Source organism: Methanosarcina flavescens (assembly GCF_001304615.2).
GTDB lineage: Archaea > Halobacteriota > Methanosarcinia > Methanosarcinales > Methanosarcinaceae > Methanosarcina > Methanosarcina flavescens.
This window is the reverse complement of record NZ_CP032683.1, coordinates 2,328,272-2,350,195: the sequence shown is the minus strand read 5'-3', so window position 1 is coordinate 2,350,195 and position 21,924 is coordinate 2,328,272. Positions and strand designations below refer to the sequence as shown.

The 21,924-nt window shown below is 40.4% G+C and carries 15 protein-coding genes; 3 read left to right on the top strand and 12 right to left on the bottom strand.

The window, feature by feature from the left end:
* Positions 1–230: 230 nt before the first annotated feature.
* Entirely contained in the window at positions 231–800 is a 570-nt protein-coding gene (locus tag AOB57_RS10270; protein ID WP_054299476.1) for a hypothetical protein, read from the bottom strand.
* Between the two features lie 615 nt (positions 801–1,415).
* Between AOB57_RS10270 and AOB57_RS10265 the strand changes: the two genes are divergently transcribed.
* Positions 1,416–2,540 (top strand): signal peptidase I, encoded by a 1,125-nt coding sequence (locus AOB57_RS10265; protein WP_054299477.1) that lies wholly within the window; start codon positions 1,416–1,418, stop codon positions 2,538–2,540.
* A gap of 468 nt (positions 2,541–3,008) precedes the next feature.
* Here AOB57_RS10265 and AOB57_RS10260 read toward each other — a convergent pair whose 3' ends face one another.
* The 6 genes from AOB57_RS10260 to AOB57_RS14570 form a co-directional block, all read right to left on the bottom strand.
* Positions 3,009–3,548, bottom strand: coding sequence for a DUF7344 domain-containing protein (locus AOB57_RS10260; protein WP_054299478.1), 540 nt, complete (start codon positions 3,546–3,548; stop codon positions 3,009–3,011).
* 784 nt (positions 3,549–4,332) lie between these two features.
* The gene (locus AOB57_RS10255; RefSeq protein ID WP_054299479.1) at positions 4,333–4,932 is read right to left on the bottom strand and encodes an indolepyruvate oxidoreductase subunit beta; all 600 of its coding nucleotides are present in this window, start codon (positions 4,930–4,932) and stop codon (positions 4,333–4,335) included.
* Positions 4,929–6,731: an indolepyruvate ferredoxin oxidoreductase subunit alpha gene (gene iorA / locus AOB57_RS10250; protein WP_054299480.1), complete on the bottom strand. Its 1,803-nt coding sequence runs from the start codon at positions 6,729–6,731 to the stop codon at positions 4,929–4,931. Before iorA ends, AOB57_RS10255 begins: the two co-directional genes overlap by 4 nt.
* A 560-nt stretch (positions 6,732–7,291) precedes the next feature.
* The gene (locus AOB57_RS10245) at positions 7,292–8,104 is read right to left on the bottom strand and encodes an ATP-binding protein (RefSeq protein WP_054299481.1); all 813 of its coding nucleotides are present in this window, start codon (positions 8,102–8,104) and stop codon (positions 7,292–7,294) included.
* An 822-nt stretch (positions 8,105–8,926) separates the two neighbouring features.
* Positions 8,927–9,820 (bottom strand): prenyltransferase, encoded by an 894-nt coding sequence (locus tag AOB57_RS10240; protein ID WP_054299482.1) that lies wholly within the window; start codon positions 9,818–9,820, stop codon positions 8,927–8,929.
* A gap of 746 nt (positions 9,821–10,566) precedes the next feature.
* Complete coding sequence (locus tag AOB57_RS14570; protein ID WP_054299484.1) at positions 10,567–10,995, bottom strand: hypothetical protein; 429 nt, start codon at positions 10,993–10,995, stop codon at positions 10,567–10,569.
* A 396-nt stretch (positions 10,996–11,391) separates the two neighbouring features.
* Here AOB57_RS14570 and AOB57_RS10225 point away from each other — a divergent pair, with 396 nt between their 5' ends.
* Together AOB57_RS10225 and AOB57_RS10220 are read left to right on the top strand one after the other, a co-directional pair.
* On the top strand, positions 11,392–11,994 hold the full coding sequence (locus tag AOB57_RS10225) for an IMPACT family protein (protein WP_054299485.1): 603 nt from the start codon (positions 11,392–11,394) through the stop codon (positions 11,992–11,994).
* Between the two features lie 151 nt (positions 11,995–12,145).
* Complete coding sequence (locus tag AOB57_RS10220; RefSeq protein WP_054299486.1) at positions 12,146–13,063, top strand: DMT family transporter; 918 nt, start codon at positions 12,146–12,148, stop codon at positions 13,061–13,063.
* A 21-nt stretch (positions 13,064–13,084) separates the two neighbouring features.
* Here the strand turns inward: AOB57_RS10220 and mtaA are convergent, their stop codons facing one another.
* From mtaA to AOB57_RS10195, 5 genes are all read right to left on the bottom strand, one after another.
* Positions 13,085–14,110 (bottom strand): methylcobamide:CoM methyltransferase MtaA, encoded by a 1,026-nt coding sequence (mtaA, locus tag AOB57_RS10215; protein ID WP_054299487.1) that lies wholly within the window; start codon positions 14,108–14,110, stop codon positions 13,085–13,087.
* A 158-nt stretch (positions 14,111–14,268) separates the two neighbouring features.
* Entirely contained in the window at positions 14,269–15,966 is a 1,698-nt protein-coding gene (locus AOB57_RS10210) for a histidine kinase N-terminal 7TM domain-containing protein (protein WP_054299488.1), read from the bottom strand.
* Positions 15,967–16,426: 460 nt separating this feature from the next.
* Positions 16,427–16,681 (bottom strand): GyrI-like domain-containing protein, encoded by a 255-nt coding sequence (locus tag AOB57_RS10205; RefSeq protein ID WP_054299489.1) that lies wholly within the window; start codon positions 16,679–16,681, stop codon positions 16,427–16,429.
* Between the two features lie 381 nt (positions 16,682–17,062).
* Positions 17,063–18,154, bottom strand: coding sequence for a hypothetical protein (locus AOB57_RS10200; protein WP_054299490.1), 1,092 nt, complete (start codon positions 18,152–18,154; stop codon positions 17,063–17,065).
* A gap of 651 nt (positions 18,155–18,805) precedes the next feature.
* Entirely contained in the window at positions 18,806–21,418 is a 2,613-nt protein-coding gene (locus tag AOB57_RS10195) for a right-handed parallel beta-helix repeat-containing protein (protein WP_054299491.1), read from the bottom strand.
* Between the last annotated feature and the right edge of the window lie 506 nt (positions 21,419–21,924).

The following is a 21,924-nucleotide window of genomic DNA, read 5'->3' as shown; positions in this document are numbered from 1 at the left end:
AATATTTAGAAAAAATAGAAATCGACTTCATTTGTAGCTGATTTAAATAGGCTTGAACAATTTAAATACCGTCACCTGGTGTAGGTGTATCAGGATTCTTGGAGTTCAAAGTTAATTTTTGATTAATACTTGCGATTAACCTATAATTTGATAACCATGTTCAGAAAAAGTTAAAAATCGACTACATATGTAGTCGATTTAAATGTGTTTAAAAATAAATTAAACTGTGTTTATGCCCCTGGAATTGTGCTTACTGAGGTCTCAGGATTCCTTAATTCAAACTTCATATCTACATTGAGAGTTTGTCCCATTTCATTATTCTGAATCGAGGAATCTACATTCTTATATGAGTACCAGAAATAGAGAGTCGTAGACTGGCCGCCATTTAGGACTTCGCCAGTGTCTACTGGGGTGTCGGTTATTTCTATTGGATTGGGGTCATTCGGATTTGTGGAATAGTAGATTTTAACATTATCTGCTAATGATTGAACACTTGAGGACTCAGTTGCTGAGATAAAGAGTTGTCCGGGGATGTTTCCGGTATTCCTTATATTAACAAAATATTCATCCTCAAAGAAGAAAAGGTATTTGTACTCTATTTGTTCTTTAGAATCCGGAATTATCCCATTTACAGCAAATGCCCGCTGTAATGGTCTATTGAGATCGATACCCAATTCTCCTGCAGTAAGCGTGTTACCAGTCGATTCAGCTGAGACAACAAAATTTGCCCAAGTTCCAGCTGCTGCAATGCCAACAAAGGCAATTATCAATATGCTTAAAAGCATTTTTTTGTTAACCATTATTAAACACCTCTTCCAAATAATTACTCCAAACAGATGAAAGAAAATACTTCTAGACATTGTGATGTCTTAAACACTCATTTTCTCTCAACTGTTTGAGCTATACTTTGCTATGGTTCATTCGAATATAGTTATTAGCCGATTGATGGAAATTCCGGGCAGGTAACGAAGAATTACTGTTATCAAGAGGCACATTATAGACTGATAAGAAGTAATTGCCGATTAAGGTCAATATATCTCAAGTAACAAAAGATTACTAAGAGTTTTTAAGCTCAATATCTAATATTTTATTACAAGTTGCGAAAGATTTATATTTATATTTTATTAACGTGCGCGGTAACCAGGAAATAGTGTTATTCTTTCATAATACTCCTTTATGCACAGGAAACACCAGAAAAATCAGGAAATTTCAGGGATTTCCTGCAGGTCCAGATTATGATAAATCAAAAAACAATGAAGAGCCTGGAATAAAAAAGTTTAAGTGGAAATTCCGATAATTTGCTGAAACTTTTAAATTCAAACATTAAGATAATTCGAAACAATATTAAATGAGGAAAGACAAACGGAAATATTAAAACGATCAATGTGCTACTGTATCAGCCCGGATATGAAAAGATGAAGAAAAAGGAAATTATCCAGATAGCGATTTTCCTTATAATTGGAATATTTCTCATTAATACATTAATGCCCTTCTATACAGGATCATACAAGCTTATGATAGTCCTGAGCGGAAGCATGGTGCCTCTTTTTCTTCCTGGTGACATCGTGATCACAAAATCTGTAGATCCTAATGAGCTTAATGTTGGAGATGTTATAACCTTTCAAGTTCCAGGCGGTAAACCTGGTACCTTCGTTACACACCGGATAATTTCCATAGGAAAAGTCCACTCCTCAACAGGAGAAATACGTTCCTTCCATACTAAAGGCGATGCAAACAACATAGCAGATGACTTTAAGGTGCCTGCATTTAATGTAGTTGGAAAATTGGCATTTGTCATTCCCTTTTTAGGATTACTGATTGACGCATTCAGAACCAGTAAAATCTTTTTTATTCTTATGGTTATACTTCCTTCAGGCATAATCGTTCTCGATGAAATAAGAAATATGATGATATACAGCAATCCACGTCGTGCCCGAAAACTGGAACGCGAGCAGAAAAAGATCGCTAAAAAAACTTACTATAAATTAGAGTGGAGAAAACTAACACAATTAATTCTTGTAAGCGGGCTTGTTTTTTTAGGGATAGTTGCATTTAATCTGGGAGATAACGGGCATATAGTTCTTAAAAGTGAAAACAAGATAGACAATTCTGGTTTTCTTCCCATGGTGTATACCATAAAACCTGATAATCCGGAACTGATGCTTGATATTTACCCCTGGTACGGAGTGCTTACTCCATTTAATGAGACTAAAGTTAATGAATATGAGGTCAGTGCTCCTGATGGAGTTGTTGCCCCGTCTACTTATACCCAATTTAACGAAATAGTGGTTACCGCTCCTGAAAATACACCGGCAGAAATCAGTACAGTCCCTTATATTCTGCCTGTCTTCTGGATAGTTGAACTTGCGGAGATCAGCCCATACCTCCCCGCAGTTGCGGAAATTTTGATTTATACCTCTGCTTTTACCCTTTTCCTTTTGCCTTTATGGTGCAAAAAAAAGGTAAGAGGAAGGCACAAAAAGAAAATTGGACTTAAAAGAACATTAGCACTTTGGAAAAGGACCCTCAACTTAAGGTAAATATAAAAAATTTTCATTTAATAAGAATCTTATAATCATAATGAGGGAAAATGTTAGAACCCACATTCCATAGATGTGCACAGATATAGAATTTACTTGCCGATTTGCCCACTAATTCTCTGTAAATGCTAGATGATCATTTAAACTACTTCCGTATTGAGAGAATTAATGGCTTTTTTGAGACATCTGCGGAAAGGGATTAATCACTTCCTTCGTCTTCTTTATTCCTCTCCTAATTTATTTGTAAACGTAATTCCACTCTTTTTGCCAAATGAGTTAACTGGAGATTATGATGGTTGTAATGAAAGAGTTTAACATAGGAATTCCACCTAACTTATTAAACTCAACAAATCTGAGCTACTCATCCTAATACAGGTTTAATGGAAGATTACCGCATTCGGATGACACTGAAAAATTTAAGTAAAATAGAGAGAAAAAAGGAGAAAACCTGAGCAAAAGGGAGAAAGCTCAAAGTTTGCGGACGTGGCGCATGTGAGCCAGGGAAGATACCATAAAAAGGCTGCTTGTAAGGAGCATCCAATGTTCGCTTGAGACCCAGGTGAAGAGCTCTGCAGAGATAGTCACGCTGCCGACGAAGGCAAGGGTGCTCAGACCGACGTAGAACTGGCACCAGGGGATGTCGCCCTTCGGGACGGTTTCCATGTAGATGTCAAAGGTGCTGGCTGCAGGGAGAAGTTCCACAAAATCGTTTTCACGGTTGTAGTTGATGACTCCCAGGCTCTCCATCTTGGGGATATGGGTCTGGAGAAGGGAGACGTATACGCTCTTTCTAAGCGTGCTTTTCGGGTCGTCTTCTCCGGATTCGAGGCGGGCTATTTCTTCCGAAAGAAAGCGTACGCTCTGATTGCCTTTGCTACGGAGAATTTCAAGGACGTATCTTCGCCTGTCGTTCTGAAGAATCCCAAAGATATCACTTTTCGACAACTGTACCTGTTGGTTCTGGAGATCCGGCTTGATTCCCAGAGAATTTCCTGCTATCTCACTCATTTAGTATCCCCTCTAAAACCATACGTTAAATTACCGGGCGTCGTTCTCAGAAATCAGATTTTATTCAGTCTGGAGCCGTCCCAAAGCATTCACCCTTGAAAAATCAAGAGTTTTCAGAATTGCTTAAATAGAAAACTAAACCGCCTTCTCAAAATTCGATTCGAGGAGGCAAATTCTCAAAGCAACGAGTTTCAATTATAGGGATAAGTCGTTCAGTAAACCTTTTTTTCCAGCTACTCTAATTGAGGGAGGGATATTAGAGCAGCAGAATCTTACCAAATTGGGGTTTTTACTAGAGTTTTTAATAAATTTATAAGTAAACAATTAGAGAAAGTAATCTCTATAAAAACATGTCTATTTGATATTTTGTATAAATAATTAAAGACAGTTTAAGAGAGTCCAAAAACCCTCATAGATTCCATAATCTTATAAGTAACAACAGCTAAGAAAGTGAAAAGCAAAGATAGAATTGTCTCTTTACCTGCAGGCTAAGCTTGTAAAAATTTATGAATCGAAAACTATACGTAAAAATTGTCAGATTTTGAGGAGTAAAATTGAATATACCTTTTGGAAATAACGATAGAGTATGATTACTGAGATATCGTTAACGGAGAGAAAAAAATGACTCTGTAGAAATTCGATGAAATAAAAAAAGGTACAGGCGAATAGCTATGCAATAACACAACTATTCAAAAGATATGAATTTCCGCAGAAAAACTATTTCTCACTGTAAATCTTCAAGATAAAAGGCTTTAATTTTCCTAAATTTCAGCTTTCCTAAGGCTCAACTTTCCTCTACTTTTTGCCTTCCCGCCTCAAAAGCCCTGAGATTCACCTCAATCGTTTTCTGAGGCACAAGGGCTTTTATGCTCTCAAGCAGGGTTTCTTTCGGAATGGGCAGATAGCCTGAGACTGCCCCTACCATTACGACATTCATTGCAAGCCTGCTCCCGGCTTCAAACGCAAGTTCATCGGCATTGAAGGCTTTTACTATGTATTTTTCAGACAGGGCATCAAGGATATCCGAAACCTCAGGGTATTTTGCCTGCCCCGAGGCAACGGTTACAGGAACTACAGGCTGGGTATTTACAATAATAACCCCACCGTCTTTCAGGAAATCCAGGTACCTTACGGCTTCCATTGGCTCAAGGGCAAGCATAATGTCTGCACCTTTTTTCGGGATCATGGAGCCATAAGCTTGCCCGATCCGGATATGGTTCACAACAGAGCCTCCGCGCTGGGCCATGCCGTGTGTTTCCGCAGCCCGGATGGACAGCCCTGCAGTAACGGCAGCTTTTCCGATAATGTCTGAGGCAAGGATTGCGCCCTGCCCTCCTACTCCCGTAATAAGGAGGTCAAACTTTTTTTGCTCAGCCTGGCTCATTTCATCATCTCCTGAATAGCTTCAAACTTGCAGATCTGGGCACAGACCCCGCACCCGCTGCAGAGTGCTGTAATTACAGCATATTTGTTTTCCTCATCAAACTCAATTGCAGGACAGCCGAACTTTACACATTGCTTGCAGCCTTCGCATTTTTCAGGGTCAACAATATACGGGACCCGACGTATGCCTGCCCTCTTTCCAGAAATCACGCAGGGCTGTCTGGCAATAACCACAGCTGTACCTTCAAATTCCTTTGCGGCTTTAAGTGCTTCCTGAGTTTCCTCAAGCTTGTAAGGATCGACAACTGATACGAATCCGGCACCCATTGCTTTGCAGAGCTCGGCAAGTGAGACTTGAACGGTTGGCTCCCCTGTTACCGTAAACCCGACACCAGGATTTGGCTGATGCCCGGTCATGGCTGTAATGCGGTTGTCAAGGATTGTAACTGTAATATTCGCTTTATTGACAATTGCATTAAGGAGCGAGTTCATGCCTGTGTGGAAAAAGGTTGAGTCCCCTATGGAACAGCAAATCAGGCGTTTTTCCCCTGCGTGGTAAAGTCCTGAGGCAATGCTGATGCTCGAGCCCATGCAAAGTGTAGTATCAACCGTGCCGCTCTGGATTCCGAGGGTATAACAGCCGATGTCGCTGGGGTAAATCGCATCTTTTCCAAAGACCTTTCTCATGGAGTAAAAAGTTGCCCTGTGAGAGCAACCTGCACAGAGGGCAGGCGGGCGGGGTGCAAGCTCAATCGCCGTGCCTGACGGTTCGAGTTCTGTCTCAAGGTCAAAAGTTTTCTTAAGAGCCTCAAGGAATGCACCTACATCCAGTTCCCCTTCCCTGGGCACAAACCCGTTAGCTTTCCCGAGTACTGAGACCTCAATCCCAGCTTCCTGTGCGATCATCCTTACCTGTTCTTCCACAACAGGTTCAAGCTCCTCGAATACAAGCACGGCATCTACGGTTTTAAGCAGTTCAAGAATCAGCCGTCTTGGAATTGGATAAGCTCCAATTTTAAGGAAGGAAGCCTCAATTCGAAGCTCTACAAGCGCCTCTTTTGCATACATTGCCGCAATGCCTGTACTTATTACCCCTAATTTTGCTTCAGACTTGAGCTCAAGGGAATTCCAGGGAGATTCGGCAAGGGCATCCTCAATAGGCTGCTGGATCGAGAGGAGATGTGTATGGCGGGGGCGGGCATTCTTGGGAAGCATTACCCAGCGGTCAAGCAGTTTTTCAAAATGTGGAAGCGCCTTTTCTGCAGAGATCTCTCCCAGCTCGATATCAGATTTCCCGTGTGAGATCCGGGTAGTGGGCCGGAAGATTACAGGGACTTCAAACTTTTCAGAGAATTCGAAAGCATAGGGAAGCATATCTTTGGCTTCCTGGGGGGTTGAAGGATCAAAACAGGGCACAAGGGCAAACTGGGCATAGCGCCTGGTATCCTGCTCGTTCTGGGAGGAGTGGCAGGAAGGGTCATCGGCAACAATTGCGATCAGCCCACCTTTCGTGCCTGCATAAGCAAGAGTCATAAAAGGGTCGGCTGCAACATTTAACCCGACATGCTTCATTGTCACTACAGAACGGACGCCTGCCCAGGCAGCTCCGACTGCGACTTCCATTGCAACCTTTTCATTAACCGACCATTCTATATGGTAATCCCGATCTTCCCGGCATGCAAGCGTATCAATAATTTCCGAAGAGGGGGTTCCGGGATAGCCTGCAATAACCTGCACGCCGCCTTCAAGGAGTCCGCGGGCAATTGCCACATTTCCAAGCATGTACTCACGCATAGTCATAATTCATATCTCCAGCATCTAAACAGGGAAAATCCTGCTTTATAACAAATTAAATATATTTTTTGTTATTGCATCAGCAAATTCAATTATTTTCTCAATGATATTAGCGCAATTTCAATAAGATTTGAGGTTTAATAAGTTTGAAGTTCAATAAGGACAGCCCGGTAATAGACGTGCTGCCCGAGACAAGATAAACTTTTGCATTATTGAAATAACACGATCAATAATATACTTTCGGATAAGTGCTCTGAAGTATTCCTCTTTTGCGATCAGTTAACAGGCAGGAAAAAATGAGAAATATTCGAAGTTTATAGAAATGACGTAAAGTATCTGGAAGGAATCGAGTTTATGGAACTTGAAGAGAGAAAGGACCTTATACTGCATAAAAAGCCAATAGTTGACTATGATGCAGTGCGGATAACCGTAGATTTGAGATGTTAAAAGAAGCAACAGAGGATCAGGATTTAATCGCCGCCAGTAAAAAATTTACAAAATAAAGGGGCGTAACGAAACCAGAGATTGTTCGCTTACTGCCCGGCTGATGGATAAATGTCTCAATGTTACAATAGCTCAATTTTTTCCAGGAACGCTGCAAGTTTTTTGATTTCATCCAGTTCGAAATCAAGTTCTTCACCTTTCAGAGACGCTTTAAAGATCTCTCTTTTTGCGGGGATTTCAGCCACAACATTCACGCAGTTTACCGATGCCAGCATTTCCTCCCTTATATCCGGCTCAACCTTATTAAGCACAAAATAAACTTTACATCCGCACTGAGCACCAAATTCATCGAATTTCTTTGAGAGCTTTAAGGATTCGTAAGAGGGATCAATGACTACAAGAATGAGGTCAAAGTCTTTATCAACCCCGCGCCCGAAATGCTCGGTGCCAGCCTCCGTATCCACGATAACAATATCGTCTTTCCCGAGATCCAGGTTTTCAAGAAACTCCCTCGTCAGTGTTCCCATTGGGCAGGCGCAACCCTCCCCGAAATCATGGATTTTACCAACCGCCATCAGCTTTACCCCGTCCTTTTCCTCAACAAATTCCGGTGGGAGGTCAGAAAAACCCCACCTGTTTTTAAAAAATCGGGACTGCTGTTGCACCGGCTGTCCAGAAGTACCTTCATTTGCTGCAAACCCCCAGAACTGGGTGGTTTTTGGAGCTGCCCTCAGCTTTTCCTTAAAGCCCTTCTTCCCTCCGAAATATTCCATAAGGTCCCGTGGAGCTGCCATTCCCAGCTGGCTATGCAGCCCATAATTTGACTCATCAATGTCAAGCACGAGCACGTTTTTAGTTTTTGCCATTTCCTTTGCCAGGAGAGCCGAAATCGTACTTTTTCCGCTACCTCCTTTCCCACAGACTGCTATTCTCATATCCGGTTCACCTATCCTGGTAATTTATCCTGCTGACGTGAACTAACTCTCCTGCTTTCTGATGAAAGCGAGGAAGGACCTTCTTGCTTCGTTCTTCGAACCATTGTTCGCAAGTCCACAAACCCATCCCCTACGTTCCGCAGGTGTCAGATAACTATAAGATTTTGATCTTGAAGAAAGAATTTTTGATATTGATTGCAGCATTTATGTCTCTGTCATACTTTGGTCTCTGTCATACTTTGTTTTGTAATCAGGACACATCCACCCTCTAACATCAAAGTTAGATTAGAATTGTGATACCCATAAACATTGCATAATTTAGAAGATGCTCAAATCTTCCTATCCTTAGAACAGTTTTTCCCAACTATTCAGCTTTATACTCTAATCTTGTTACGGAACTACTCCATGAGGCGTAGGAGAAGGTTTTACTTCGTGCGCTAAATTGTACTGTAAATCAAACCCTGAGATTGATTTCTTAGTTTGTTCATTTCTTTTTATTTATTAGGATCGATTCGGTATTTGTAGGCTTTTAACATATTATATTACACATTTTGAAAAGATATATAGGTTTTATAAAGCTTACTATAATGAAGTTGACGGCTTTCAGCCCATCTGTCGGGCTTCGCCCTCCGAAGAAGTGGACTTTCCGTCTTAGAGTAAAATCTTACTTGAGAAAGGCAGAAAAGGTCAGGCAAAGAGTCGAAAAGAGCAAGATGAAAGGCAAAAAGACTAGATAGAGAACTGAAAAGAGACTGAAAAAGAAGAGCGAAGGAAAAGAAGAAAACTCCAAGGCTCCCTTTCTACAGAGTTAGTTTTTTCGGTTCAGTAGATAAAGTCAAGGATAATCGAAATCGCATAGGTGACCAGAGCTACGTGAAAAAGGGGAAGCACTTTCAAGCCTGTTGCTGGACTTTTTTCTTTCCAGAGATAGAGGGTTGATCCTGCAAGAAGTACAAACCCTGCAAGAAAACCATAAGGGACAATATTTCCAAGTTCCCTCACAAAGACAACTCCTGCAAGTAGATGTAGGATTGTAAAGCCTATAATCCAGTATATCGTCCCTTTCTCACCATAGAGCACGGTTATGGATTTCATACCTCTTGCCCGGTCATTTTTCAGGTCTATAAAGTCGTTTAATCCAAGGTGAGCCATTGTCCATGGATATAAAAAAACCATATATAGTAGCATGGTTATGTCCGGCTGCCCGTAGCAGAGATAACCTGCCGCCGGAAAAAGCGTAAAGTCCGTCCTGCCCGAAAGCTGGGCAATCGGATAACTCTGATTTCTCTTTTTTACCTGGTAAAAAGCCTCTATGCCGTAAGAGTACAGCATAATTGCAAATACATATAAAGAGTTTGGATAGGGAAGCGTGAAAATCAAGGCTGAAATGACTGCTATAAGCAGAATAAACAACAGGAGGGCATTTTTTGAAGAAATTTTTCCTGAAGGGATGGGTCTCTCTTTAAAAGGCCTCCAGTACCTTGTGAGCGTGTTCTCCACATCAAGTCTGTCTCTATTCCTGTCCACATAATCATTAAGTATAAAACCTGCCTCAAACCCAAGCAGACCCATCAGAGCCACCTTGAGAGTCAATTCCCATGAAAAACCACCATAATTTGCAAAAGCAAGCATCAATCCAGAGCAGGAGATCAGAGGCCATGCCGGAAGAAAATGAGCACGAATAAGATCAAGATAGGCTTTCAGGGTTTCTATCATTTTTTAGCCTCGATAACAATATGGGTAATTAAGAGAAACTATTACATAAAATTTATGAAAACTGATTGAAATTCTAGTTAAGAGGTTGCTATTTTTAAAAAATAGAAAAATCAAATTAAACACTGCATTACAAACCTTACTCAAAGGCGATACTATCCTCTCATTCCGGACATTTAAGAAGATTTCCTGGGAAGTATCGTTCTCTACTACGATGCAGTCATCCATGAAGAGCACACGATCTCCTATTTCTCTTGCAGAGCCCATCTCCTGAGTTACCGCACCCATTGTATGCCTTTCTTTTGCAAGGTCTTTAATGACGTTTAAAACCTCTCCCGATCATTTCAGGATCAAGGACTGAAATAGGTCCGTCAAAAAGTATAACTAGTGGGTGCATTTAAGATAAACTTAGTAGTCTCTTATTTAACCCACCTGTGGTGTTCTCTTGAAACATTCCATAGCAAAATAAAAAGCAAATGGATCATCAAATCAACTTAAAAAGGTTTTAAATCAACTTAAAAAAGATAACGCAGATTTTTATTAATAAGTTAGCAACTATTCCTCAAAATCTTCCCTAATAAAATTAACGAAAAGTCACAATCACTTTATTTAATATTTTCTGGAGTTTTCGACATCAGGAAACGTAAAATCAGAATTAGCTCATGCAAAACTAATTTTGAAAAACGGAAAAATGTAGCCTTTTAAAAAGGCTACTTAGATAATTTCTTCTTTACATTGCAGAATTAGGCTTATTCAGCGACTGGTTCTTCTGCAGCATCGTCGTCAGCGGCAGCATCGTCGTCAGCGGCTGGTTCTTCTGCAGCATCGTCGTCAGCGGCAGCATCGTCGTCAGCGGCAGCATCGTCATCAGCGACAGCGTCATCGTCAGCGACAGCGTCATCGTCAGCGACAGCGTCATCGTCAGCGACAGCATCGTCGTCAGCTACAACGTCTTCAGTTGCAGCTTCTTCTTCGACTACAGCTTCTTCGGCTGGAGCTTCTTCAGCTGCTACTTCTTCTGCGGGGGCAGCTTCATCTGCTACTGGAATTGCTGCTTCGTCAGTCACTTCTTCTGCTCCCTCGTTTGCCTCTGGTTCGGCCTGCTCAGCACAGCCGGCTGCAAAGACAACTGTGGCAATAACAAGGAGCATTGCCATAATCTTTAACATTTTTTTCATTAATAATACCTCTAAAGTTCTCTTCCTTTTTACACCCAGCTCATACAAAATCCTATGATTTTGTTATGAGATATTTATGCATGACCAGCCAATTACATTAAAACTTTTCGATTTGGCAAAAAAAATAATATAACAATATAGTTTATATGATTAGAATGCATACCTCCAGACTACTTGTAATAAGATAAGAATTATAAAAATCCTTCTAATTTATTTATAATTAAAGTATCTAAAATAAATAACAGAAGGCGAATAAATGAGTAGAAGATCAAAAAGAAGGATTATTTGGAGACAGAAAAGTATTTAAAGGTGGTATGATATCCTTCCGTTGAAGGAATACAAACCTGTAAACACCCGGTTTGGAAAAAATATGTGAAAGCCGTTTGAGGCAGAACACTGAAAAATCACAAAACTCTTAAGTCCTGTGGCAAGGCTCAAAAAGAATTCAAGAATTCTCTGTTCATAGGTTACGCCAGACCTGTAGAAAGTGAACATGAAGCAAAAGCTTTCATAAAAAAGATAAAGGAATTAAACAGGGATGCAAATCATAATGTTTCGGCTTATTTTGTAAAAGAAAAAAGTTCCTTTGCACTCAAATATGACGATGACGGAGAGCCCGCAGGCAGCTCAGGAAAACCTATTTTTAAAATACTGGAGTCAAAGGAGATCCGGAATGCAGTTGTGGTCGTGACCAGATATTTTGGGGGAATAAAACTGGGTTTTGGGGGACTTTCAAGAGCATACAGGGATACAGCACTTGCTGCTATTGAAGAGGCAGGAATTGTCGAGGTATTGGAGCAGGTTAAATTAAGAGTATGTCTGGGATATGCGGAAAGCCAGAAAGTAAGAAATCTGATCGAGAAATATGGAGTTATTAGGAAGGAAATGTATACAGACACCGTGGAATTCATTATTCTTGTAAACAAGGAGCTTGAAGATGAATTAGTTAAAAAGCTGACAGATGAGACAAAAAGTAAAGCTGAACTTGAGAGGCTTTAACTCCAACAACTAAATTTGAACTCTAACTAACTGCCCTTAAAACGACGGGCTAATAATTAATTATTCCCAAACTGAAGATCCAGGAATTTTCAAACTTAATTCTATGACATTTACAGCAGGTATATAAATGGTACAGGCGTATCCCTGTTGAATGTTTCTGGAGGGCAAAAAGCCGCATCTCGCAGTAATTGCAGGCTGTATATTCTACGGCATGAATGGGCTCTTCATTGACCGCATTCACGATATGTCAATTGCTCCCATAATATTTTACAGACTATTTTTTGGTCTTCTGTTTCTTTGTATATATATAACTGCCAGGGGAAAAACCTCAGATCTGAAATTAAAGAAAAGAAAGGGAAGCCTTCTCCTTCAAGGAGTGCTTGTAGTCGCATGCATGTTGCTCTATTTTACCTGCCTGAAAATTACCTGCGTCTCTATTGCTATCCTGCTCCAGTACACGGCCCCCTTCTACGTAATGCTTGCCTCTCCTCTTATCCTGAATGAGAAGATTAGGAAGGAAAGTATATCTGCCCTCTTTATAGCAATTATGGGAGTATTCCTTATAGTAAAGCCGGAAAACCTCTCGGGCATTGAACTTACAGGCGACTATATGCTTGGTATTGCAGCCGGGTTGCTCTCAGGAGTAATCTTTGCGGCATTAATCATGAACGTAAAAATCTTGAAAGCAGAATATCCTGAACTTGCAATCATGTTCTGGCCCATGGGGGTCGCCCTTTTGCTTCTAAGCCCCTTTGCATTAGAGGTTTCTCCTGACGCACTTTACGGTAACCTGAAGGTGCTTATAACCTTTGGAATAGTGTCCATAGGTCTTGGAGAGATATTTACCATTCTGGGATTTGCTAATCTTAAAGCCCAGACCGGCAGCCTTCTTGCTCTGGTAGAACCTGTCAGCGGAGTATTCTTTGATATTGCTGTACTGGGAATCGGATTGCCTTCCGAGACACTTGCAGGCTGTGCATTTATACTGGCTTCTGCAGCATTCATAAGCCTCAAGGGTTCTGAAAATATAAAGGAAAGCGAGATAAAGCTCTCTTTTGAAAGTACTTAACAGGAGGCTCTTAACGAAAACTCACTGTGAGAAGTAGTTATCTCTCGCTCTGACAAGCGTTTTTATGTTCTCAAGTGGAGTATGGGGAGCAAGCCCGCAGCCCGGGGCAAGAATATCAATTCCGTCCTCAAGGCAGGCAGTAGCTTCAATGAGGACTGCTTCAGTCCCTTTTGTCAGAAGAGTATCAGAAGGGGAAACATTTCCTATAAGGCGTACTCTGTCACCTGTAATTCTCTTTGCGGAACTGACGTCTACTTTTTCTTCAATGCTTATTCCGTCAAAGCCTGCATCTGCGAGCGGGTCAAGCACTGCAGTAGCGTCGCCGCACATATGAAGAACCTTAAAGCCTCTTACTTCCCTACAAAATTTTTTATACAAAGGGAAGACCGATGTTTCAAACATTTGAGGAGAAATAATATCAGGTCCTGCCTCGGAATCTATAAGAGTTATGGCATGAGCCCCTCTTTCGAGCAGACCATTGGCGTACTCTATACATGCATCAATAAGAACTCCCATAAATTCCTCAACTACATCAGGGTTTGTCACGAACCACATAAGGTAATTTTCCATTCCTGCAAGCATGGAGGCAAGTCCTGCAGGGCCCACAACTCCGGCAACAACAGGTACGGTCTCCCCTACTTTTTCGTTCAGAATCTCAACGGCATCCAGCACTACTGAGGTTCGTCTGCTCTCAAGGAGTGAATCCGGAACTGTTATATCCCTTACATCTTTCTTTTTTTTGCAGGGGAAATCCGTTATATAGGGCTGTATATCTATACTTCCTTCATCTACTGTGCAGCCAAGCGTTTCGGCAAGCACGGTAATGTCGAAAGGACAGCGTACATTCTCGAATCCCGCAATCTCATATCCTGCCAGTGCGAGAGCAGCCATCTTTTCGGCATTGTAATTTGCCTGGGGCCAGTATGCCCCAGTCATTTCCATAAGTTCGACAGTGCCGGTCTGGGTTACCGAACAGACAGGGACGATATCTAATGCCACTCCTTTGAGTGCCTTCTCAAATCTCTCTCTTAGGGTAAATTTATTCATTTTGTCACCAGAATGGACTTATCAGCTGAAAGAATGCTTTTTGAAGTATTATCATGTATTTGATAATATATTAAAGTGAAGATATAAAATTATATAAAAATAGAATGAAAAAAAGAGATCAGGCCTCAGGAAGTTTCAAACACTTAAAGTTGTAAGTTTTACTGAGAAGTATTAATGCGCCAGTTACCCGGAGGTGCTGTAATCTCAAATGTAGCACCTTTACCCTCGATTCCGGTTTCTCTTATTTCCAGCTCTGTAATGGAAAGAATGCCTCTTACAAGGAAAAGTCCTAACCCTGTGTTTTTCCCAACGGATTTTTCAAAAATCAGTTCTTTCATTTCAGGAGGAACTCCTATGCCATTATCTTTTATTTCTATTACAAGACTATCTTCAACCCTGCGAGAACTAACAATAATTTCGGTTACATGTTCTCCATGTGCCCTTGCATTATCAAAAAGGTTGTAAAAGGCTTTTTTAAGTAGAGGATCGGCATATACATCCAGTCCGCTCTCCTCGATGGAAAATTTAATGTTCTGACCGGAGAAAGGGAAGGCTGCTTCTTTTGCCGTATCACTAATGGATTGCCAGGTAGGGGAAACTATTCCAAGTTCTTGGTAGTCTTTGGTGAAAACAATCTGGCTGTGAATTGTCTCTATACCTTTATTGAGATTTAGAAGATACTTTCCAATTCGAGGATCACTCCTGACATCTTCAGGAAGAGTTTCTGAAATCAGTTCGGTATAACCAGAAAGTACATTCACCTGATTGAGAATATCGTGTCTGGTAATATTGCTCATAAGATTTATTTTTTTATTAGCCTGTCTCAGAGCTTCCTGATACTTGTAAGTTTCTGTAATATCATGGATCATTATCAGCTTACCCTCTTCATGATCTTTTGTCATAAGAGGGCTGATACTAAAAGTAAAGTACTTTGTTTCAAGCCCGTTCTTCAGGGAAATTTCTCTGCTGAAGGTGCCCGTACCCATTTCACTCTGAGGTATCTTCACTTCATCCCCAAAAAGATCATTTAGGTTTTTCCCGATAACCTCTTTTTCTGTTTTTCCTGCCAGTTCAAGAGCAGCCTTATTGATATCTACTATGGAATCCCTAAGGCCTACCACGATATATCCATCGCGCATAGACTCAATTACGCTTCCTCTCGCAATCGGGATAATACTGAGGAACTCATGCTGCACAATGCCCCAAAAAAGAATCAAACCCGTGACTGTAAATGCAAACGGAGTAGGATCAAAGAATGCAAAAGGACCTATGTCTGCGATATGGAGAATGTTCCCTAGAATTGGAATGAAGGCTGCCGTGAGAGCAATTGCTGCCTGAGCCTTATAGGGTGTAGTTAAATGGACATACTGCTTGAGGAAGAATAAAACTCCAAATAGGATTAAAATGAGAGAATAGATGTAAAATATCCAGAAGAAAGGCCCATGTACGAGTACTAGAAGTGGGAAGCCTCCTGAGATATCCAGGTAATATGTTGTAAAATGCATTCTATGAAAGCTATTTGTAAGCATTGAGAAAATTGCGAGAAAAGGAAGCATGAGAAAAACATTTTCATACTTTCTAATGAATTCTTTACCAACCCCTGAATACTCAGCTGCAAACATAAACCACGCTACAGGAGCAAACGCAACCCCAATATATTCAAAACGGGCAAAGAGATATTTGAGCTCAATGTCCATAAGTCCAACTTCAAAAGCATAATTCAAGGACCAGAGAGACATACTTAACATAATAAGTATGAAATACTTGGGAAAATACATCCTGCGGTAGTTAAAGGACTTGTATGCTTTGATTGCAAGCAAGGCCGATATAAGCCCCGAAAAAATTAATGCTCCCATATAGGGAAATGCAGCGGTATGAATTTGCAGGGAAATAGGACTACCTTCCTTTTATGAATAATCGTTCTGTGAATAGGGGGAATCATCCGAACGGAGCTAAAAAACATAAGATGTTATAATAATTACAAAGACCAAGATATATAAGTTTTTGCATTAAGTTGGGAGGTATACAGAGCTTTTTAACTCGGGGAATGTGGAGGCACTGCAAGAAATCCCTTCCTCAGAAGTACAAATTTCATAAGAAATTGAGACTTTTGGAGAGTCAAGTTGATGATTGAAGTACTCGTAGGTAGCTCATCCTCGGAACTGAACCAAAAGCCGAAGATTTCATAGAGGGATATTTCACGGTACAACTCAGACTTGATACGCCTGATAAAGAGAAAGGATAGAAAACTAAAGAGTACGGATTTAAAGAAAAGAATGAAATTATACCAGGGGAAGATTTTAAGAGCTTCCCTGATTAGCCGCTGAGCGCATAGATTTCAGTTAGTATTTCTTCAGGTTGAACTTCTCTTGGATGGTTGAAGTACACTTCGAGAATAAGTCCGGAAATTACCCTTCCTGTTTTTGCAGATCTGGAGAATAATTTTTCGTAATTTTGACTGCATTCCTCATAAGGACCGTTATGGACGATTTTTGTCATCTTTCCTCCGGGAAGCTCATATACCTGGATCTCCTCACTACCGACTTTTTCAAAGATTCCTGAAATTGGCACTGTAACCTCTATATCAGCATTTCTTCTTTGTCAGCCTTCTGGACTTCTTCATGCGTTATAGAAACCCTGATCTCAACTCCATGAAGTTTAAAATTCTCTCAGAGCAGAAATTTTCAAGAATATTCTAACATTAAGGAGGGAATAACTCGCTTGATTTGCTGCCAGAACTCTGCAGCATGGAGTTTGGAAACTCATCTTGAAGCAGCAAAACTATTTACACAGGTTCAGTCATCTACCGGAAAACTAATTTTCTGCCCTGAGAGTACTTTTTACCCCCTGGGTGTGGGGAGGTCAAAATATATAAACTTTTTGATAAAAATCTAAATGTAAAATAATGATGGATAAACCCCCTGAAATTTAGTAAAGAATAAAAAGGATGCCTTAAAATTCTTCACTACTCTGATAGAAATTGAGAATTTCAGGCAGTCCCATATTGAACTTGTACTTTTCAGGACTTGAAGCTTCAAGGATTTTCTGTTTTATATAATACAGCGCATTAAGGAGACTATCACTGTCCTCAGGATCGTTTTCTCCAGAACTCAGATCTCCAGCATAAGGATGGATATTTTCCTCAAGAGCATTCAGAAGCCCTTGATCAAGGCTGTTTAAGAAGTAAGTATCCAGCACCAGAAGGTTTGAGACCTGCTCGTAGAAATCTATAAGTTCCCGAAGCCAGTCCGGAACCCAGTAATCTCTTGCACACTTTTGCCTGTTAAGGAATGAAAGGTAACTGGAGATAGTGTTTATGAGATCTTCGGTTAACCTGTTATCAGGAAACACAATTGGGAAATGTTTCATTACTGCAGGTGCAGTATATTCTGAGTATGTCATTTCAGACTTACAGACTGAAGGAAAGAGTCTGGCAATAGAACTGTTAAGAACCGCAGTAACATAAGCATACTTACTCGAGTCCTTGAGGACAATACCGCACCCGTTCTCAAACACATGATTACCGGTAGCATCGTATGCAGCCTGCAGATGATAACCCTCAGTAGCAATAATTTTAGGAGTGTTGAGATACTCCATGAACTTTCTACCGCGTATACTATAGTCTGAAGATTTAAGAGGCGAGTTGTCATGGCGGAATTCTCTTTTGAACTCAAGAATTCTGCCGTAAGTCATAGGGAACCTTGCCCTGAGCTCTTCAGGAGGAATTACAGCGTATTCTCTCTTTTTTCCCCCTTCAGACAATTCATAAGGCAGCATAAAACCGTAAGGTGAAGGATGAAATGTGAATTTTTCGGAAAAAGCCTCTGACACATACGGATAGACAAGTTCAGGCTCTAAAAATACAGGTTTACACATGCCCTCGCAAAGATAAAACGAGTCTGAACCTCCTTCCTCAGGAAGGGCAAGCCTGTGAAGTAGTCTGTGTTTTGTGTTTACACCTCCGAAGATGCTTTCGGAAACATCTCCAAGTGTAACAGGAATTTCACGGATTTTTTCTACAATTTTGTCTTGTTTAAGAAACATCTATTTTTCACTTCTATAGAAATACATTGAGAAATATCTTCTCTTATGTTTTTTATTTTCAGTACTCACTTACCTGAATGAGACACAACAATTCAATGGTCATTCTGGCTTTCGGACTTTTAGACCCCCTAAATATCAAAGTCCTGCCTGAAACACTGATAGGATCGGATTACTTATGCAGGGAATAATACAATATAAGTATATAAATATAATCTTACTGATAATAAATTATAAATATAAATCGTGATAAATAAGGATCTCGAAATAAGTAGAGTGTGGCAGGTTCAAAGCTGCAGGAACGAAGTTCGGAACGTATTTTGATATCGTATGGCTTCAGAAGTTCCTTGAGGAAAGCCCAAAAGACAAAACCTCAAGTGATTGATCGTTTTCATTAAGGATCGCTTCAGTGGTTGATCGTTTTTAAGGAGCCGCGTTATTTTTAGTGAGTACTGGCTCTCAAGTAACCTGTTATTCTTTTTATTTATATCCATTTTAATGATTGATTATTCATTCTTTTTCAATTTTTCGAGTAAAAAAAGTACAGCTTCTTATAAATCCCTCTAAGAAGCTGTGCAGCCCGGATCTCTGGTCATGCCAGCAGATCCCTGCTGCTAGTCTCCTAACAGTCAGGGAAATGCTCTTTTGCAGCTCTCAGGACTGATTTATGGTACGAGGATCTGCAAGAGGCAGATAATCAACGAACTCTTTATCCACAATATAAGCTACATCACAGATACCATCGCCATCTTTGTCAGTGTGAGTCTGGCTAAAGCCATCTCCTTCTGGTGTAGCCCAGAAATTTCCCCCATGATAATCCCCATTGAGGATATTCTCTGACCGTACCAGGGTTGTGTTCAAGTTCGTACCTATGTTTAAGCCTCTAAGATAGGTATTGTTTGTGTTGTTGAAATAATTATTATAAATCGAGCTGTTTCCGGATTCCAACATGTAAAGTCCATATTCCGAGTTGGAGATAATCCTGTTTTTGCTCAAAATATTACTCCTTGAGAAGCCCATATAGATCCCGAGTCTGGAATTTGAGCTTATCCAGTTATCTGACAGTCGATTGGCAGTGGAATTTTTCAAGTAGAGACCGAATGTATTATTCGATGCACTATTATTACTCAGGTTATTGTTGCTGGAAAAAGCAACCCACATTCCGTAACTGCTGTTAGATACAGTATTATTGACAAGTGTATTTTTGCTGGAATTGTGCAGGAAAATCGAGTTGTCGCTGCCCGAAGCTGCATTGTTAATTAGCGTGTTTTCAACCGAATCCCATAAACTAATTCCGGATCTAATGCTGTTTAATGCAGTGTTGTCTGTAAGAACATTTCCACTTGATGCATTAATATGGACACCGATCCTGTTATTTAATGCTGTGTTGCCATCTAGCTTATTATCGTTGCTGGAAGAGTACAGCCAGAAACCGTAGTTGCTACTGGATACAGTGTTATTATCAATCAGATTTGAACTGGAATTCTGCAGAACAATAGAAGCATTATTTCTCGATGCTGTGGAATTACTCAATGTGTTTCCAACAGAATCCCATAGATAAATACCGGAAACTGTGTTGTTTGATACTGTACTGTTATTAAGGATATTTCCGCTAGAAGTCTTTAGATAGGCACCGACTTCATTGTTTGACAGATTATTCCCGTTCAGAGTATTATTGCTGGAGGAGTCTACCAAGATACCGTAGTTGCTTCCGGATACCGAATTGTTGTTAAGTTTATTCTCCGTGGAACTGCGGAGAAGAATTAAGGTTCCATCCCCGGACACAGTATTATTGTCCAGTATATTGGTGCTGGAAGAGTCGAGGAGAATTCCAAATCCTGTTTCCGAACTTGAATTATTGAGAATGAGGGAACTGTTCTCACTGGAAGTATTTAAGTTATCTATGGAAGCATTTAATATGTCACTGTAGGTAGATATCTGATTATTTTCAATATTGCAGTGTTTAACTCCATTAAGACGGATGCCTGCGTTTGGGGAATCTACGGGTCCTGTTATATTCAGCCCGCGAATTGTCACTCCATCTGCAATAACATAGAAAACGTCGTCCAGAGCGCTGGCTGCTCTAACAATGGTATCACCACTGCTACCGGGTTCGGAAGTAAGGGTTAAGTTTGTTACGTATACATCAACGTTTTCTTCATAGATTCCCGGGGAAATAAGAACTGTGTCACCTGGGAACGCATTGTCTATTGCAGCTTGAATAGAGGTAAAATCAGCAGCCTGCCCTGTACTGTTATTTACAGTAAGCGTTACAGGCTTTAATTCTTTGAGAGGAAGATAATCTGTGAACTGGGTACCTTCAATGCTGTACTGGGAATCAAGGATTCCATCAAAGTCGGCATCCCGGACTCCCTGAGGATATGTAACCCCATCAGGCCTTGTCCAGACGTTACCTCCCAGGTAAGGGCCACCAGCTATGTTAATACCCTCGGTTCTGGTAATGTTCCAGATATTCGTGTCCCAAATGGCATTGGATTTTACGTTCAGTGTGTTATTAAAATAATTGTTGTAAATCAGATTGCCCGAAGCCTCGTAAATATGTATCCCAAGTTCCTCATTGAGAACTACATTATTATTAGACAGGGTATTGCCGTTTGATTCGCCTGTGAGAGAAATGCCTTCTATATTTTCTGAGATTATATTATTCTCAATGATATTGTTAGGGGAGTCAAAAAGTGAAACACCGTTACTGCAGTTTGAGATTGAGTTATTGCTCAAATTATTGTTCCAGCTTCCACTAATGCTGATGCCGGTGGTGCAGTCTGAGATTTCATTATTATCAATCGTGTTACGTGAACTTATCATGTATAGATCGATACCACAGCTGTTATTGGACAGTTTATTGTTCTCAACTCGGCAGTCAATAACCCCGAAAAAGTGAATCCCAGCAGATTCGGATCCGTTAATACTAAAACCTTTAATGCTTACGCCGTTTGTCCAGATACAGAGAGCATCCTGAGAACTATCAGCTGCCCGGATTATGGTATCGGAGAAATTTCCGGATTCTGAGACAATGGATATGTTCTTGGTAATTACAATATTCTCTTCGTAAATACCGGGTTTGACAATTATCTCATCCCCTGGATTTGCAGCATCTACTGCAGCCTGGATAGAAGTGAAGTTTACAACCTGATCAGTACTGTTACCTACATAAATCATAGCAGCTGCTGCACTTCCTGCGGTCATCAGCTGAAGCGTGAGAGCTACTATAAAAATCATTCTGGATGTTTCTTTTACTTGCTTCATGGTAAGCCCCGTAGTAGAATTTTAAATTAAGTAGCACGATTTTGTCTTTTTAGCAATTGTCTGAGTTAATAACCGGATACGGGGAATTTATGTAAGGTATCACAGGATATCCCAGAATTAAGGGATTTGATATTGGATCGTTTGGATCGATAATATCAGTTGATCGATGGATCAGTTAAGGTGGATCGTAAGGAATTGGTCACAGTTACCTGTAAACCAGATTTTGAGGTCAGCCTTTAAAAATAAGACAAAAACAAACCAGACACTCAAAATAATTTTCTCGTTTTTACCCCCTATCCAGTTTCTTTCACTGATGATTTCCCTGACTTAGAAATGTGTATGATGACAATATTTTCACCAGAGACTCTCATAAATTTTACATATTGTGTAATAATTAAAAAATTGTAAAGTTATTTAAAGTTAACTGTATGGCTGAAAATATGCTCAAAAGACAAACCTAAGAAAAGTAAAACCTCTACCACTCACAGCCTGTTCTGGGCAGGAGT

Coding starts and splice junctions, on each gene's coding strand:
- AOB57_RS10210 (WP_054299488.1), bottom strand. CDS start 15,966: ATGGGAGCATTAATTTTTTCGGGGCTTATATCGGCCTTGCTTGCAATC.
- AOB57_RS10265 (WP_054299477.1), top strand. CDS start 1,416: ATGAAGAAAAAGGAAATTATCCAGATAGCGATTTTCCTTATAATTGGA.
- AOB57_RS10270 (WP_054299476.1), bottom strand. CDS start 800: ATGGTTAACAAAAAAATGCTTTTAAGCATATTGATAATTGCCTTTGTT.
- mtaA (WP_054299487.1), bottom strand. CDS start 14,110: ATGAATAAATTTACCCTAAGAGAGAGATTTGAGAAGGCACTCAAAGGA.
- AOB57_RS10195 (WP_054299491.1), bottom strand. CDS start 21,418: ATGAAGCAAGTAAAAGAAACATCCAGAATGATTTTTATAGTAGCTCTC.
- iorA (WP_054299480.1), bottom strand. CDS start 6,731: ATGACTATGCGTGAGTACATGCTTGGAAATGTGGCAATTGCCCGCGGA.
- AOB57_RS10255 (WP_054299479.1), bottom strand. CDS start 4,932: ATGAGCCAGGCTGAGCAAAAAAAGTTTGACCTCCTTATTACGGGAGTA.
- AOB57_RS14570 (WP_054299484.1), bottom strand. CDS start 10,995: ATGAAAAAAATGTTAAAGATTATGGCAATGCTCCTTGTTATTGCCACA.
- AOB57_RS10245 (WP_054299481.1), bottom strand. CDS start 8,104: ATGAGAATAGCAGTCTGTGGGAAAGGAGGTAGCGGAAAAAGTACGATT.
- AOB57_RS10220 (WP_054299486.1), top strand. CDS start 12,146: ATGTTTCTGGAGGGCAAAAAGCCGCATCTCGCAGTAATTGCAGGCTGT.
- AOB57_RS10200 (WP_054299490.1), bottom strand. CDS start 18,154: ATGTTTCTTAAACAAGACAAAATTGTAGAAAAAATCCGTGAAATTCCT.
- AOB57_RS10260 (WP_054299478.1), bottom strand. CDS start 3,548: ATGAGTGAGATAGCAGGAAATTCTCTGGGAATCAAGCCGGATCTCCAG.
- AOB57_RS10240 (WP_054299482.1), bottom strand. CDS start 9,820: ATGATAGAAACCCTGAAAGCCTATCTTGATCTTATTCGTGCTCATTTT.